Consider the following 15311-nt stretch of genomic DNA (forward strand, 5'->3'; position numbering starts at 1 on the left):
ATTGGTATTCAGAGTTCAATTATATCATTTTTGCGCCGGGCCATTCGGGTCTTTTCGGAAAGGCTAAACTTGGCAGACAGGACGGTTACTCGGGAATCGCACGAACAATATCGACGTAATTAAGGCCTGAGTATTTCAATTTTTGTACAGTGCCATCACTGAGGGTGTGATAACTGCTATAAACACCGTTGTTATAACTAAAAGAATCCTTAAACAGATCGGAAATATACTCCGGCTTCATTCCGCCAAACGTAGTCGCAGGATAACCGGGGATATCTGCCTCCGACACTTGCCATACGGCTGTAGCTGTTCCTTCAGTAATCTCAACTACTGTCCTTATTTCTCCGTTGCTGTAGGTATAGCGGGTGGCGTCGCCGGAAGCAAAGGAATACGTATAGTATTGGGATGGATCACTTTGTGTGCTGGTGCCAGGTTGGAAAGAGTAGAGAATCGGCAATGAAATGGCCGCCAGGCGCGCCTGCTTGAGATCTGCTGAATAGACGGCCTGGGCATCACGAGTGAAATTCCCGGATTGAATGAATACAATCTCTCTTATCTTGTCATAGTACACCTTATATCCAAACGCCTCACTGACAAACTTGGCAGGAACCATGATCCGTCCGTTATAATTATTGGCCTCGCTATCCATTTGAACAGGTTGTCCATTCTTATAAGCGATGGGCTGGCCCTGAGTCATTTGAAAAATATCATGGGAAGCATTCGTAATCGTTACTGTATGCTCTATAGCATCCCAAGAATATTCGAGCCCTAAGGAAGCCAGCGTTCGGATTGGAATCATGATTCTGCCAGATTGAATGAACGGGTTACTGTCAGTAGAAATGAAAGCACCATTGATGTTAACATGTATAGCTCTTGTTGTGGATCGGGTAGGGCTGGCAGCAGCGGCAGTTGAACTAATATTCGGAAGCAGCAATAAGATGATTAAACAGACAGGAAGTATCCTCTTAAGAATGGACATAGATCATCAATTACTTCCAATTTTTGTATCTATTGATTATATCGTGAATTCCGGCGGATGTTAAAGATTGGACGAAAAAAGCCTTCCAGACGCCGTCATGGCATAGGGAAGGTTTGGTTTGTTTGGCGCGCTTCAATTTTATTTCTTCACCACCGGAATCCACACCTCGCAGATAGATTCTTCATGGCTGTCATCAGTCCAGTAGTATTTCTCCATGCACGGTCCTTCCACTTGTTCAAAACCCGCTGACGGGAACCATTCGGAATAGATTCTCCGCCACACATTCAGGATCTCCATTCCCATCTCAGTGTCATCAGAATAGGTATCCCGGCTATCGAATACGGCATAGGTCTGATCAGGCACAGTCAGGCTGACAAGCTCCTCTGGCACCTCTTGTCCATCCGGCAGTTCAGTCCCCATCAGATAACGTTTTGTCCCGTCCTCGTTGAAGTCGTAATAATAGCCGAACAGCAGCGAACCCGCAGGTCTTCCGGCACATTCGTTAATCCGGTCATGCGTACCATCCTTCCAGATCATCTCTACGAATGCCGGGATTTCTGTATAAGCATCCTGGCGGACAATGACCTCTTTTCCAATCACATGACAACCCTTTTCTTCCACGATCCGATAATCCATTTCGGTCTCTCCCTTAATTTGAATTTGAAAGGAGATGCGGGAAAACGATTTGAGCTTCACGTTCTTTTTCTTCGCCATATTCGGAGTCACCCCATGCACACGCTGGAACGCCTTGGCGAAGGACTCCGGGGTCTCGTAACCATACTTCAGCGCAATGTCGATCACCTTGCCGTCCGTCCCGGCCAGCTCTTCCGCCGCCAGCGTAAGCCGTCTGTTGCGTACATACTCTGTAACGGTGAAGCCCGTCAAGGCATGGAACATCCGCTGAAAATGGTACTTCGAGGTCATCGCGGCTCCCGCGATATCCTCCACCCCAATGGCGGAGTGCAAGTTATGCTCCACATAATCAATCGCCTGCTGTAGCAGCCGTATCGTCTCCAAATCCTCACCTCTCCTTTCAATTTCATTGTAGAGAAACCGGCAGGGCGGTTCCTGACCGGGAGTGCTTTGATTTGTCCAACAGAGGTATTAGCTAAGAGCGGATATTATGGCGGCAGAAGCAGTTGGATTTTGTACACTTGCTAATGAGCGAATGGACCGTGATGAACCGGTAGTTGGATAAACAACACTTAATTTCTCCCATTTCAAGCCCAGTAGCCAATACTAGCATTAATAAATGCTGTTTTTCCACTTGCTTCCTCACATCCTTGGAAAATCGAGGAATTAAGATACGTTTATCCATTTGCTTGTGGCGTGAAGCCTTGCTCCCGAAGAACGGCCTAGTCTCAATACGTAATCTGCCGGCAAATGCGAATTCGTCACAGTATCACTGAGCGATACCGGCTGTCGTAATCTTGCTCTCCTATCCCAATAGGCTGCATAAGCCAAAACGAATCGTTTATACTGGCTGTAAGAGGTGATCAGGGATGGAACCGCAATTATTTGAGCGTATTTACGATTCGGTGGTGCGGCGCGAGCCGACCTATGACGGTGTTTATTATACAGCGGTGCTGACGACGCATATTGTCTGCCGGCCTTCCTGCCGGGCCAGAACACCGAAGGCTGCCAATGTGGTGTTCTACGGCTCTTTGGAGGAGGCCATCCGGGAAGGCTTCCGGCCCTGCAAAAGATGCCGCCCCGAAGAAGGCGGCGTCCTCCGGCCGGACGCGGTGCTGGCGGCGCAGGCGGATGCCATCATGGACGGGCAGTTCGGCAGCAAGCTGACTCTGCAGTCCATGGCCGCAGAGCTGAAGGTCAGCCCGTTCCATCTGCAGCGGACCTACAAGCGGGTAACGGGCCAGTCGCCTGCGGCCAGACTGGATGCCCTGCGCGCGGAAGAAGCCAGCAGGCTGTTGACGGAGACAGAGACGGGAATGGCTGAAGTAGCCGGGGCCGTGGGATTTCGTACACCCTCCCATTTTGCCGCCTGGTTCGTGAAGAAGACGGGGCTGACCCCTACAGACTACCGCATGAAGCATAACGAAGGAGGAAGACCGCATGAACCCAAGCCGGAATAAAAGTCAAAGTCAAAGCAAAACCGTGATCTATCATCATACCCTGAACCTGGGGAATAGAGAGTGGACCCTATGGGCCAGTGAGAAAGGGCTTATCCGTATCTCTTATCAGGCGGATGAAAGACGCCTGCCGGCTCCCTGGCTGAACCAATATGCTCCGCACAGCGAGTTCCTTGAAGATGCTGTAAGGTTTGAACAGCTTGGCGCCGTGCAACTGCTCCAGCGTTATTTTGCCGGAGAACCGGTAGATTTCAGCAGTGTGGAGCTAGACTTGTGGGGCACACCCTTTCAGCAGGAGGTCTGGCGCGGGCTGCTCACGATCCCGCATGGAGAGGTTGCCAGCTACAAGGAATTGGCTGAACGGATCGGAAGACCGCTCGCCGTCCGGGCTGTCGGCACAGCCAACGGGCAGAACCCGGTGCCGGTTATTGTGCCCTGCCACCGGGTCATCGGCGCGAACGGCACCTTAACCGGTTACCGGGGCGGATTGCAGCTCAAGCAGGAGCTGCTTCAGCTGGAAGGGATTCTAAATGTGAAGGCGGCGGGCCATGAACGATTTGCTTTTTGAGCTGCCGCTGCCGGAGGATTTCAGCCTGGACGCCTGTCTGGAGTACATGAACCGTTCGCCGCTGGAATGCCTGTTCCGCACGGATGAGGCGGGAGTGACCCGGATGTTCAAGCTGGAGGACGGCCCGGTCCTGATCCGGCTTAACGTGTCTGAAGAGAACAGGCTGAGCGTAACTCTGCTCCATGGGTCTGTTCCCGGCGTCCTGGAGCAGGAATGGCTGGCCCGTTATATTGTAGAGTGGTTCGATCTGGACCGCGATCTTACCCCGTTCTACCGGCTGGCGGAAGCAGATCCGCTGCTCCGGCCGCTGGTCAGCCAGCACCGGGGGCTGCGGATTATCGGCATCCCGGATCTGTTCGAGGCATTATGCTGGGCGATACTGGGCCAGCAGGTCAATCTGGCTTTTGCCTACAGGCTCAAGCATCGCCTAACCGAGGTGTATGGAGAATCTCTGGAGCAGGGAGGGCAGACCTATTACCGGTTCCCCGGACCGGAGGTCTTCGCGGAGGTGCAGATCGAGGAATTATGTGCCTTGCAGCTCACCCGCAGCAAAGCGCAGACGATCCTCACGGTCGCCTCGCTGATCGCAAGCGGAGAGCTAAGCCGGGAGGAGCTGCTGGCGCTCCCGTCCCCGGCAGACGCCGAGCAACGGCTGCTGAAGATCCGCGGGATCGGCCCGTGGACCTCGCAGTATGTCCGGATGCGCTGCCTGCGGGACAGCTCTTCATTCCCTGTCGGCGATGTCGGTCTGCAGAACGTGATCAAGTTCCTCACCGGCATGGACCGCAAGCCTACGCCTGCGGAACTGCTCGTCCTGGCCCGGCCCTGGCAGGGCTGGGAGGCATACGCCACCTTCTATTTGTGGCGGGCATTATATTAGCGTGCGCCAAGAATATTGCCGCACACGGCAGCAAGCACTGTCTCACCGGAGATTCCGGGAGACAGTGCTTTTTGTATCCTGCACCTGAAGAATTCACCCGGCCCGACGGAGCTTTATTGCGCCCGCTTCGTGAAGATCTGGAAGCATACACCGTACTTGTCGGTAACCATGCCGAAGGCGGGGCTGAAATAAGCCGGAGCCAGCTCGATATCCACCGTTCCGCCTGCCTTAAGCGAGTCGTACAGCTGCTGCGCTTCATCTGCGGTATCCGCTGTGATACAGATGGTGATGGCATTGCCATAGCTCAGCGGCTGGCCAACCTCCTGATCTGCAACAAAAAACTTGGTTTCGCCCACCAGCAGGACGGAATGGGCAATACGCGCTTTTTCCTGATCGGTCATGGGGGAGTCGGGGTTCTGCGGGCCTTCGCCCACGGTTTGCTTGAAGAGCAGCTCAGCGCCTAGTGCCTCTTGATAAAAGGCAATGGCATCGCTTGCTGTACCGTCCACGAGAATAAAAGGGTTGATTTGCAGGGTCATGTCTAATTCGCTCCTTAGGATGTTCAATTTGCCTTAGCTAACCGGCTTGATTATAGTGTAGTCTATGATAGTGACAGGTATTGTCATAGTTAGAATAATAAATGGAGTGAAGCCTATGTCTAAGTCCAAAAGGCTGCTGGATCTGATGATGACCGTCAACCGCAAGCGGAAATTCACCGTCAAAGAGCTGGCCGACGAATTCAATGTCTCCTCCCGGACCATTCTCAGGGATTTGCAGGAGCTGGGGGAGCTGGGCGTCCCGCTCTATTCCGAAGTGGGGCCGCATGGAGGTTATCAGGTGCTGAACGAAAGAATACTGCCGCCGATTGCGTTCACGGAGGAGGAGGCGGTGGCGATATTTTTCGCCAGTCATGCCCTGCGCCACTACAAGTATCTCCCCTTCAAGCAGGAATCATTATCCGCCCAACATAAATTCTATAACTATATGTCCGGCGATGTCCGCGACCGGATTGACGAGATGAAGAACCGGATTGACTTCCTGACTCCGGTGAGACAGGCGGAATTCCCTTATCTGTCGCTCTTGCTGGAAGCGGCCACCGGGCAAAAGGTGCTGCTGATCCATTATGAATCGAAGGGGCAGAGCAAGGAAAGATGGATTCAGCCGGTAGGCATCTACGCCCATAACGGCTTATGGTATTGTCCGGCGTACTGCTTCCTGCGCGGGGATATCCGTGTATTCCGCTGTGACCGGATTCGCTCTGCCGGATATGACAGTTCGGGGCCGGCAGCACGTGATCTGCGGCATGTTCACCTGGGCAACAAGGAGGTTTACAGCAGCCATGCGGGGCAGGGGGATGAAAGTCTTGTGCGGATGTGGGTTGAATTGGGACATGGAGGCGTTCAAGCCTGCGAAGCCGAGCTATGGTCCTCTCCGCTGCTGCATATCCGCGCGGATGGAACGGGCTGGCTGGAGGGGGAGATCCAGAAGAGTGATCTGGGCTTCTTCGCACGTTTTGCGATCGGCCTCTGCGACGAGGCTACGGTACAAGAGCCGCCTGAGCTGGTGGCGGAGGTAAAGCGGACGCTTACGGGAATGCTGGCGAGATATAAGTAGCTATATAAGAAGCACTAAAGAAATAAACAAAAAGCAAAAGAAGCGGAGGGGAAATTTGGAACTGTAGGAGCGGTAGTGTCCGCCTTTGTCACCGGATTTCATCCGCGAACAGCGGAATAAATCAAGAAATCTGGTGACAACAGCGGCCGGAAGTCCAAATGTTCACCGCAGTGACGATGAAGCTTCAAGTTTAAATCTTAAGTGCGTCTTATATAGTTCAGCCATATCTCCGCCAGCCTGCGGATGCCTTCATCAATCAGATCCTCGGCGATGCCGCCGAATCCCAGAATGAATTCCGGCTCATCGTAATCCGGCTTATCCCACCACGTATATGACATAGGCGTAACACGGATACCTCCGGCTTCCGCTGCTGCTGCGGCCAGCTCCCTTGCTCTGCCCGCTGCGGGAGAGGTCAGGGTCAGGAGAAGATGAAACCCGGCATCCGCTCCGCTGGCGGCTGCGGCATCGCCGAAATGCTGCCTGATCGAGCGCAGCAGCAGGTCATGCTTGCGCTGATAGAGCAGCCGCATCCTGCGCAGGTGTCTCTCGAAATGTCCCCGTTCCATGAAATAATGCAGGGCAATCTGATGCAGCCGCGAAGCCGAATGCTCCAGGTACAGCTCACTTCTCAGGCTGTGATAGAGCGGCAGCAGCTCCTCCGGCAGAACCATATAGTGAATGCACAGGGCGGGGGCCACCGACTGCGCGAAGCTGCACATGTAGATGACTGGACTGTCCGCTATAAGCCCTTGAAGCGCAGGAATAGGCCGTCCATGATAGCGGAACTCCCCGTCATAATCATCTTCTATAATGTAACCGCCCGTGGACCGGGCCCAGTCCAGCAATGCAAGGCGTCTGGCTATCGGCATCGCCATGCCCCGGGGGAACTGATGGGAAGGGGAGATGTATACGGCGTCAGCCCCGCTTGCATACAAATTCTCTACTTGCAGACCGTCTTCGTCCAGCGGAATGGGCATGACCATATAACCGCTGCGTTTGAATGCTGCGGGCAGCAGGTGATACCCCGGATCTTCAATTCCCAGCCCGCTCACCCGTTCTTTAAGCATCAGGCACAGCAGGGAACACAGCGTATACTGGTCGCCGCCGACTACGATTTGCTTCTCTGTGCAGCGCAGTCCGCGGAATTGCCGCAGATGGGCGGCAATGCTCTGACGCAGCGCCGGCTCCCCCTGCGGATCGCCGTACTGGAGCAGGTCCGGATTCGTAAGCTGCTCCTGATAGAGGCTGCGCCATATTTTGTGCGGGAACAGGGAGAAATCATTACGTGATATATGGAAATCATAAGTATACTGCCGCGAATCGCGGGGAGTGATCGGGCGGGCTGCCGGACGTAAGCGTTCACCGTCTTCCGCAGGGCTGTTGCCCTTGTGCACCGGCAGAATATAGTAGCCGCTGCGCGGTTTGCTGGCGATGAAGCCTTCCGCGAGCAACTGCTGATAGGCAAGCTCCACAGGAGTTGCGCTGATTCCGCATAGCGTTGCAAGACGGCGGATCGAAGGCAGGCGTGCGCCGCTCTCCAGGGAGCCGCCAAGAATCGCTTTTGACAAATAATTATAGAGCTGTATGTAGTAAGGCAGCTCACTGTGTTCATTCAAATCGGGGACAAGCAGCATCCTTCACCTTCATTCTGTCCTTCGGAATTAGACGTTTTTGTATATTTTATAGTATGCAGTTCTGGTTTACCATAGGAGCTATTACAACAGGCAGGAGATGACGGGAATGAACAGGCATTCGGGGCTGTTAACAGGAGACAAGGTATATCTGCGCCCGCTTAACGGGGAAGACGCTGAGATGTATTACCATATGTTCTATGGCACGGAAGTCCGCAGATTAACAGGGACGAAGAAGCATGTCACCAAAGAGCAGATTGAGCAATATATCACGCATAAATCAGGAGATGACAGTACGGTGCTGCTGCTTATTGCTCTGAAGGAGAATGATGAGGTCATCGGTGATATCGCCATGGATATAGATGCGGACAACCGCAGCGCTAATCTGCGGATCGCCATCGGGGATGAGCGGCATCAGGGACAAGGGTACGGGCGTGAGGCGCTGCTGCTGATGCTGGAGTACGGCTTCGGCATTCTGAATCTGCATAGAATTGAGCTCGAGGTCTACAGTTATAATGCCCGTGCTGCGCATGTGTATGAGTCTATTGGTTTTGTGCATGAGGGGGTGCGGCGCCAGACGCTGTTCTATAACCATGAATACCATGATGTCGTTATGATGGGGATGCTGGAGAGTGAATACCGGGAACGTTATATAAAGTAAAGCCGAATAAAGGTCAAATAAGGTCAAATATTTAAAAATGCTAAAATTTAACCTAAAAAGTGAGCCGAAACGCCGGATTTTCCCGGATTTTCGGCTTATACCGGTTTTGTCATCCCGGTGGATGCAGACTATAATAAAGCCATAGGTCAGACAAAGTCAAAGTCGAACCCATGACCAAACTAAAACTACAAGTCAAATGAGAGGAGAATGGATGATGTTTGATTTAGTTCCTTTTGGTAAACGCAGAGATGATGCATTTGGTGCGCTGGCTAAATCGCTGAATGAAGTGTTCAATGATGATTTCTTCGCACCGCTGACAAGCTCCACGTTGTCCTTCCGGACGGATATCCGCGAGAGTGAAGGGGCTTATCTGATCGAGGCCGAGCTTCCGGGCTTCCGGAAAGAAGAAATCGACATTGATTATTCCAGCCCTTACTTGACGATCAAGGCCGTGCGCAAAGAAGAAAAGAACGAAGAGAACAAGGAGCATCAGACCGTGCGCCGGGAACGGCGGTATGGTGAATATGTGCGCCGCTTCTACGTTCAGGATATCGCTGAAGAGAGTATCCGCGCGTCTCTGAAGGACGGGGTGCTGAGTCTGGAGGTTCCGAAGCGGCAGAAGCCGCAGGGCAAACGGATTGAGATTCAGGATGGCGGGAATGCTTCAGATCCGCAGCAGCTGGAGTAAGCTGTAGAGGAAGGTTGACTTCCAAGTCTGGTTGGAGCAGCCGCTTTACGCGGGAATCCCGGGCTGAGCGGCCGCCGCCGCTGGCCTATCCGGTTCCTTAGTCGGCAGCAGGATTCCGCCGGGCTTTTCATATAGCACTATCATATCAAGGCGCATTGTAGTGGGGTTACCGGCTATAATGCGTCTTTTCCCCGGAGGAAGGATAGGGCGAATAATCGTCCAGGCCAGGAATAGGCTTGATACAGGACGATATGCAGTAAGAGGTTCCCATTATACGAAAGGAGGAGGTACCGGTGGCGGCAAATTACTATGAGCATCTGGGCGTAGACAGGCAGGCCTCGAAGCAGGAGATCAAGAAGGCCTATCAGAGGCTGGCCAAAAAATGGCATCCCGATGTCAACAAGGCCCCGGAGGCAGAGGCGAGGTTCAAGGAAGCGGCGGAAGCCTATGAGGTGCTGGGTGACGAAGAGAAGCGCAGAAGCTATGATGAGGAGCTTCGCTATGGAACCGGCTACGCAGGGTCGCGGGGGCAGCGGAATCACGGGGCAGCCTCCTCTGCGTCATGGGAATCGCCGTTTGGCCCGGACTGGGGCAGCGGAGCCTCTGCTTCCGGCGGCATCCCCGAGGAGGATCTGTTCGGGATGTTCTTCGGCAGCCGGGGAGCCGCTGAACGCAGCGGCTTCGACTTCTTCTCCGGGAGCGGAGAGGGCCGTTCCGGGGGCAGTTCATGGGCTGATGAGTTCAGTACGATGCAGGCCCAGCTTGAGATTACCCTGGAGCAGGCCTACAGAGGCGGCAATATCAGCGTACAGGCGGCCGGCAAGGACCTGAATGTGCAGATTCCGGCACGTTCAGCCGAAGGGACAGTGATCCGGGTGCCCGGCGGCGGAAGCGGGGCGGGCCAGGGAGGCGATCTGCTGATCTCGCTGCGTCTCCTGCCCCATGATATCTATGAACCGGACGGCGGGGATCTGCTCGGCACAGTTGAGATTGCCCCCTGGCAGGCTGTGCTTGGCGGGGAAGCCAAGGTAGCGCTGCCGGATGGCAGCAGCGTTAAGCTGAAGATCCCCGCAGGTATGGCGAACGGCAGAACGCTGCGCCTCTCCGGCAAGGGTCTGAGACGTTCTGACGGGACGAACGGTGATATCCTGTTCCGGATTGAGATTGTCGTTCCGGCAGAGACATCGGAGGCGGAGAAGAAGCTGTACCGGCAGCTTGCCGATTCCGGCAGCTTCCAGGCCGGGGCGAAACGCCACCCTTCAGGCGGGGCGCAGCGGCGTAGGGCGACAACAGGGTAATCATGAATATAAACGCGCCGGTTTGTTATCCGGCTGAACTGACATATGGAATGCTGCGGCTGGGGCTGCAGCAGCATAAATGAATGGAAAGGCGATGATCCTATGGATTTCAATAAGCTTACCCAGAAGCTGCAGGAAGCTGTTGCAGACGCCCAGTCGCTGGCTGCTTCCGGCGGGCATCAGGAGATTGACAATCTCCATCTGCTGAAGGCGCTGCTTCAGCAGCATGAAGGTCTGCTGCCGCGGCTGCTGCAGAAGATGAATATTCCCGCTGCCGGACTGCTGCAGGATACGGAGACGCTGCTGCAGCGGAAGCCCAGTGTAAGCGGAAGCGGGGCGGGCACGATGCGGCGTTATGCTTCGCCCGCGCTGATCGCTATGCTGGAGCAGGCAGAGCAGGAAGCGGCGAAGATGCAGGACGAATTCGTGGCCGTAGAGCATGCCGTGCTGGCGATGGTCTCGGACTCCGGCAGCGGGAACCGCGAGCTGCGCGGCTTGTTCACAAGCCGGGGGATTACCCGGGAGAAGCTATTAGAGGTGCTGGCGGAGATCCGCGGGCACCAGCGGGTGACCAGCCGCGAGCCGGAAGCCACCTATGAGGTGCTGGAGAAGTACGGCCGCGATCTTGTAGCCGAGGTGCGGGCAGGCAAGATTGATCCGGTGATCGGACGCGATGCCGAGATCCGCCGGGTGATCCGTATCCTCTCCCGCAAGACCAAGAACAACCCCGTGCTGATCGGGGAACCGGGTGTCGGCAAAACTGCGATTGTCGAAGGGCTGGCCCACCGGATTGTCCGCCGGGATGTGCCGGAGGGGCTGAAGGACAAGACCATTTTCTCGCTGGATATGAGTGCCCTGATTGCTGGGGCCAAATACCGCGGGGAATTCGAGGAGCGGCTCCAGGCCGTGCTGAAGGAAATCCGCGAGAGCGACGGACGGATTATTCTGTTCATTGATGAGCTGCATACGATTGTCGGTGCGGGCAAGACCGAGGGAGCCATGGACGCGGGCAACATGCTGAAGCCCATGCTGGCCCGGGGAGAGCTGCACTGTATCGGGGCGACGACGCTGGATGAATACCGCAAATACATCGAGAAAGACCCGGCGCTCGAACGCCGCTTCCAGCAGGTGCTGGTCAGCGAGCCGGATGTGGAGGATACCATTTCGATCCTGCGCGGCCTCAAGGAACGCTTCGAGGTGCATCACGGGGTCAAAATCCATGACAGCGCCCTGGTCGCAGCGGGCGTATTATCGAACCGCTATATTACGGACCGGTTCCTGCCGGATAAGGCGATTGACCTGGTGGATGAAGCCTGTGCGATGATCCGCACGGAGATTGACTCCATGCCAGGTGAGATGGACGAGGTGACCCGCCGTCTGATGCAGATGGAGATTGAGGAAGCCGCGCTCAAGAAAGAAACCGACGAGGCCAGCGGACGCCGTCTGGAGCTTCTCCAGCGGGAGCTGGCGGACCTCAAGGAGAAGCATCTGGGCATGACCGTCCGCTGGGAGAAGGAGAAGTCGGCGATTCAGGGCATCCGCGAGCTGAAAAAGATGTTAGAGCAGGCCCGCAAAGACCTGGTCGATGCCCAGGAGATCTACGATCTTAATAAGTCAGCAGAATTAAGCTACGGCATTATTCCTGATCTGGAGCGGCAGCTGAAGGCTGCGGAGGAAGCGGCACAGCAGGATCAGGAGACCCGGCTGCTGCGTGAAGCGGTGACAGAGGAGGAGATCGCCGATATTGTCTCCCGCTGGACCGGAGTTCCGGTAAGCAGACTGGTGGAAGGCGAGCGCGATAAGCTGCTGCGGCTGGAGGATACGCTGCATGAACGGGTGGTCGGGCAGGAGGAGGCCGTCCGGCTGGTGGCGGACGCTGTACTCCGGGCAAGAGCCGGGATCAAGGACCCGAACCGCCCCATTGGCTCGTTCCTGTTCCTGGGGCCGACCGGTGTCGGGAAGACCGAGCTGGCCAAAGCGCTGGCGGTATCGCTATTCGACCGCGAGGACGGCATGATCCGTATCGACATGTCCGAGTATATGGAGAAGCATAGTGTCTCCCGCCTGGTGGGCGCGCCTCCGGGATATGTCGGCTATGAAGAAGGAGGCCAGCTGACGGAAGCGGTACGCCGCCAGCCCTACACGGTGGTACTGCTCGATGAGGTGGAGAAGGCTCATCCCGATGTGTTCAATATTCTTCTGCAGCTGCTGGATGACGGGCGGCTGACCGACTCGCAGGGCCGGGTGGTTGACTTCAAGAATACGATCATCATTATGACCTCCAATATCGGCTCGCCGCATCTGATTCAAGGCACGGACGACAATGGCGAACTGACGGAAGCCGTCAAGGACCGGGTGATGAAGGAGCTTAGCGGCCACTTCCGTCCAGAGTTCCTCAACCGGGTAGACGATATTGTAATGTTCAAGCCGCTGACGCTGGATGAGACCCAGCAGATCGTGGTGAAGCTGGCGAACGGCCTGCGCCTGCGATTGGCAGAGCGGAATATCGGCCTCACGCTGAGTGACCGGGCGGTCCGCTTCATTGCCGAGGAAGGCTTCGATTCCGTCTACGGTGCCAGACCGCTGAAGCGGTTCATCCAGCGCAGCCTGGAGACCCGGGTGGCGCGGGCGCTGATTGCCGGAGAAGCAGAGGAAGGCTCAGTGATGGCGGTGGATGAAACTGGCGGCGAATTGACCGTGCAGATCACGAGACCGGAGCCCGCGGAGACAGTAAGCTCCGTGTAACCTGGGGTCAGACCACTGTCTCCACAGCAGAGGGCTGCTGCAAATCCAAGAAAAAGCGTTCCGCCTTAAGCTTAAGGCTGGAGCGCTTTTTCTTTGAAATATAAGGGATTTTATTCTTTCCAGGGCACCAGATAAGGCTGCGGGTCAAGGATAGACTCATACTGCTCCTTCCAGCCGTATTGTCCGTTCGGGTCCAGCTGCATATAGCGTAAATATTTCTGCTCGCGGTATTCCGGCTTCGACCAGCCGAGATGCTTCAGACGCAGGTTGCTTAACTGATGGCGCAACTCAAAAATATTCTCCGGCAGCCGCCCGCAATGCTGCGGGAGGTTGTTCCATAGATAGTTGAAGTTCTCCCGGTAGCGGAGCAGGAACGGCCGGTAGCTGAAGTGTGCCCGCCAGTAGAGATCCTCACGGTAATGGGTCTCACTCCAGAAATCGTAGAGCCGGAAGCAGAATAATTCGCAATTGTCCGTGCGCAGCAGAGAATCCACTTCTTCCGGGAACCGGTCTTCAAACATCTCATCCGCATCCAGATTGAGAATCCACTCTGGACGGGTGGCTACCACCGCATCCCACTGCTGCTTGCGCAGCTCCGATTCATGGTGGAATTTGGAGACAGGATTGCAGATCAGATGAAGCGGAATACCCTGAAGGACCTCGCGGCAGATGTCTGCCGTGTCATCCGTACTACCGTCGTCGATGATGACCGCTTCATCAATATATTTGCGGTGTTCCAGAAGGACCTGCCGCAGAAACCGTGAGCCTTCATTCTTGACAATCATGGTGAGGGTCAGCTTGGGCCGGGGGGCAGCAGCGGCCAGGGCTATGGCCGGTGCCACTGCCGGGGCGGCAACCTCTCGGGGAGCGGCTTGCAGTCTCTCAGAGGCTGCTTCCCCGGAGCCGTCCCCGCCTGCTGCCGGATCTGGCTTCTCTGCCCTGTCTGCTTCAGCAGCTTCCAGAGCCGCACCGCCAGTATCGTCGTCCCCGTCCGGCTCCTTGGACAAGCGCCGCCGGGCCTCGGCCTGCGTCCAGAGTGCTTCCCACTCTGCTCCTGCCTCCTGCACCCTTTTGTCAGCGGGTGCAGCCTCTGCATCGCCGGTCAGATCCGCGCCGGCTGCCCCGTGCGCTCCGGCTGGCTCCGCTCCAGCCTGACCCCCCGGTGCTTCGGAGTCGTCAGCGGACTCCTCCTCAGCTATAGCGGTCTCCGCGTCCGATGTCAGCCGGATGAACTCTGCCACCAGGTCCAGATCGCTGTCTCTGTAGAGATGCAGCGCTGGGAAATGGGTGTCCACGAACAGCGGAAGGCCGAGGGCCGCTGCACGGATGCAGAAATGGCGGTCCTCTCCCCAGTAGGAGATGTTGGGGACCCGGTCGTAGCTGACGCCGGACCCGATGGCCCGGCTGCTGATCAGCGTGCAGGCGCCAAGTCCGCCGACCTCGTAGACTCCGGGCTGCTGCATTCTCAGCAGAAATGCGTAGAAGCGGCGCCGGATCTCTTCAGGCGAGAGTTGTTCTCCTGGGAGAACTTCCCACTGGTTGTATTCGTCATGCATCCAGACCTGCGGCTGCATAAGCGTATTAGGCTGCCACTTAGTCCAGAATATTTCGGAGATAATGTCCTTACCTGTACTGATCAGATGCAGCAGCGTACCCGGATGAAGAATGAGATCGGAATCGATCAGGAACAGGTAGTCATAGCCGAAGGCCTCCGCCCGCCGGATCATCAGATTCTTGAAGCCGGCCACCTTCCAGACCAGACTGGAATGCCAGACATGGGTGTTCTCATCCCGGATATAGTCATCACGATAGCCGGAGGCTTGCAGGAAGACGGAACGGCCGCTTTGGCTGGCGAACTGCTGCAGCAGCTCACTGGAGGCTTCATCCTGGTTATCGTCTATAAGATAGTAATCCAGATCAATATGCCCTAAGTTCAGGCGCAGCAGAGAGTTCAGGAATTGCTCCAGGATTGCCGGTTTCTGATGGATCGGGCTGCCCAGCAGCACCCGGATTCTTTTTGAATTCATAGCAGGCCACTCCAGAATAAGCTCAACATGATAGAACATCCCCTTGGATTCGTGAATAGTTGATATGAATTATATGTATTCAATATATTTAGAGAAGTAACTGATTAACCCTCATTCCCCGAAATAAATA

13 protein-coding genes are annotated in these 15311 nt (G+C 55.6%); 8 read left to right on the top strand and 5 right to left on the bottom strand.

Annotation, left to right across the window (positions count from 1 at the left end; genetic code table 11):
• Positions 1–85 precede the first annotated feature (85 nt).
• The gene (locus KDC22_RS01550; protein ID WP_211721850.1) at positions 86–979 is read right to left on the bottom strand and encodes a copper amine oxidase N-terminal domain-containing protein; all 894 of its coding nucleotides are present in this window, start codon (positions 977–979) and stop codon (positions 86–88) included.
• A gap of 138 nt (positions 980–1117) precedes the next feature.
• On the bottom strand, positions 1118–1996 hold the full coding sequence (locus KDC22_RS01555) for an AraC family transcriptional regulator (protein WP_211721851.1): 879 nt from the start codon (positions 1994–1996) through the stop codon (positions 1118–1120).
• A gap of 485 nt (positions 1997–2481) precedes the next feature.
• On the opposite strand from KDC22_RS01555, the gene KDC22_RS01560 reads away from it, so the two are divergent.
• From KDC22_RS01560 to KDC22_RS01570, 3 genes are read left to right on the top strand one after another with little or no spacing between them, the layout of a single operon-like run.
• Positions 2482–3072 (top strand): bifunctional transcriptional activator/DNA repair enzyme AdaA, encoded by a 591-nt coding sequence (locus tag KDC22_RS01560; RefSeq protein ID WP_211721852.1) that lies wholly within the window; start codon positions 2482–2484, stop codon positions 3070–3072.
• Positions 3053–3637 carry a methylated-DNA--[protein]-cysteine S-methyltransferase gene (locus KDC22_RS33700; RefSeq protein WP_211721853.1) on the top strand — a complete coding sequence of 195 codons (585 nt, stop codon included), beginning with the start codon at positions 3053–3055 and terminating at the stop codon, positions 3635–3637. Before KDC22_RS01560 ends, KDC22_RS33700 begins: the two co-directional genes overlap by 20 nt.
• The gene (locus KDC22_RS01570) at positions 3618–4517 is read left to right on the top strand and encodes a DNA-3-methyladenine glycosylase family protein (protein WP_211721854.1); all 900 of its coding nucleotides are present in this window, start codon (positions 3618–3620) and stop codon (positions 4515–4517) included. The genes KDC22_RS33700 and KDC22_RS01570 overlap by 20 nt, the downstream gene beginning before the upstream one ends.
• A 113-nt stretch (positions 4518–4630) precedes the next feature.
• Here the strand turns inward: KDC22_RS01570 and KDC22_RS01575 are convergent, their stop codons facing one another.
• The gene (locus KDC22_RS01575) at positions 4631–5056 is read right to left on the bottom strand and encodes a VOC family protein (protein WP_211721855.1); all 426 of its coding nucleotides are present in this window, start codon (positions 5054–5056) and stop codon (positions 4631–4633) included.
• Between the two features lie 115 nt (positions 5057–5171).
• On the opposite strand from KDC22_RS01575, the gene KDC22_RS01580 reads away from it, so the two are divergent.
• Positions 5172–6131 carry a helix-turn-helix transcriptional regulator gene (locus tag KDC22_RS01580; RefSeq protein ID WP_211721856.1) on the top strand — a complete coding sequence of 320 codons (960 nt, stop codon included), beginning with the start codon at positions 5172–5174 and terminating at the stop codon, positions 6129–6131.
• Between the two features lie 197 nt (positions 6132–6328).
• Here KDC22_RS01580 and pdxR read toward each other — a convergent pair whose 3' ends face one another.
• A complete protein-coding gene (gene pdxR, locus KDC22_RS01585) occupies positions 6329–7747 on the bottom strand; it encodes a MocR-like pyridoxine biosynthesis transcription factor PdxR (protein ID WP_343221903.1) in 1419 nt (472 codons plus the stop codon).
• 124 nt (positions 7748–7871) lie between these two features.
• Here pdxR and KDC22_RS01590 point away from each other — a divergent pair, with 124 nt between their 5' ends.
• The 4 genes from KDC22_RS01590 to clpB all read left to right on the top strand — a co-directional run bounded on the left by KDC22_RS01590 (position 7872) and on the right by clpB (position 13154).
• The gene (locus tag KDC22_RS01590) at positions 7872–8423 is read left to right on the top strand and encodes a GNAT family N-acetyltransferase (protein WP_211721858.1); all 552 of its coding nucleotides are present in this window, start codon (positions 7872–7874) and stop codon (positions 8421–8423) included.
• Positions 8424–8637: 214 nt separating this feature from the next.
• A complete protein-coding gene (locus KDC22_RS01595) occupies positions 8638–9111 on the top strand; it encodes an Hsp20/alpha crystallin family protein (RefSeq protein ID WP_173135243.1) in 474 nt (157 codons plus the stop codon).
• A 293-nt stretch (positions 9112–9404) separates the two neighbouring features.
• On the top strand, positions 9405–10409 hold the full coding sequence (locus KDC22_RS01600) for a DnaJ C-terminal domain-containing protein (protein WP_211721859.1): 1005 nt from the start codon (positions 9405–9407) through the stop codon (positions 10407–10409).
• Positions 10410–10511: 102 nt separating this feature from the next.
• Positions 10512–13154 carry an ATP-dependent chaperone ClpB gene (gene clpB / locus KDC22_RS01605; RefSeq protein WP_211721860.1) on the top strand — a complete coding sequence of 881 codons (2643 nt, stop codon included), beginning with the start codon at positions 10512–10514 and terminating at the stop codon, positions 13152–13154.
• Between the two features lie 110 nt (positions 13155–13264).
• On the opposite strand, the gene KDC22_RS01610 is transcribed toward clpB, so the two are convergent.
• Positions 13265–15181 carry a glycosyltransferase family 2 protein gene (locus tag KDC22_RS01610; RefSeq protein WP_246553233.1) on the bottom strand — a complete coding sequence of 639 codons (1917 nt, stop codon included), beginning with the start codon at positions 15179–15181 and terminating at the stop codon, positions 13265–13267.
• Positions 15182–15311 lie beyond the last annotated feature (130 nt).

It is taken from the genome of Paenibacillus tritici, assembly GCF_018207515.1.
GTDB classification, from domain to species: Bacteria; Bacillota; Bacilli; order Paenibacillales; family Paenibacillaceae; genus Paenibacillus_AQ; species Paenibacillus_AQ tritici.

Bases quoted from the DNA above. Each gene is read 5' to 3' on its own strand.
- KDC22_RS01550 (WP_211721850.1), bottom strand. From the start codon at position 979: ATGTCCATTCTTAAGAGGATACTTCCTGTCTGTTTAATCATCTTATTG.
- KDC22_RS01560 (WP_211721852.1), top strand. From the start codon at position 2,482: ATGGAACCGCAATTATTTGAGCGTATTTACGATTCGGTGGTGCGGCGC.
- KDC22_RS33700 (WP_211721853.1), top strand. From the start codon at position 3,053: ATGAACCCAAGCCGGAATAAAAGTCAAAGTCAAAGCAAAACCGTGATC.
- KDC22_RS01570 (WP_211721854.1), top strand. From the start codon at position 3,618: ATGAACGATTTGCTTTTTGAGCTGCCGCTGCCGGAGGATTTCAGCCTG.
- KDC22_RS01575 (WP_211721855.1), bottom strand. From the start codon at position 5,056: ATGACCCTGCAAATCAACCCTTTTATTCTCGTGGACGGTACAGCAAGC.
- KDC22_RS01580 (WP_211721856.1), top strand. From the start codon at position 5,172: ATGTCTAAGTCCAAAAGGCTGCTGGATCTGATGATGACCGTCAACCGC.
- KDC22_RS01590 (WP_211721858.1), top strand. From the start codon at position 7,872: ATGAACAGGCATTCGGGGCTGTTAACAGGAGACAAGGTATATCTGCGC.
- KDC22_RS01595 (WP_173135243.1), top strand. From the start codon at position 8,638: ATGTTTGATTTAGTTCCTTTTGGTAAACGCAGAGATGATGCATTTGGT.
- clpB (WP_211721860.1), top strand. From the start codon at position 10,512: ATGGATTTCAATAAGCTTACCCAGAAGCTGCAGGAAGCTGTTGCAGAC.
- KDC22_RS01610 (WP_246553233.1), bottom strand. From the start codon at position 15,181: ATGAATTCAAAAAGAATCCGGGTGCTGCTGGGCAGCCCGATCCATCAG.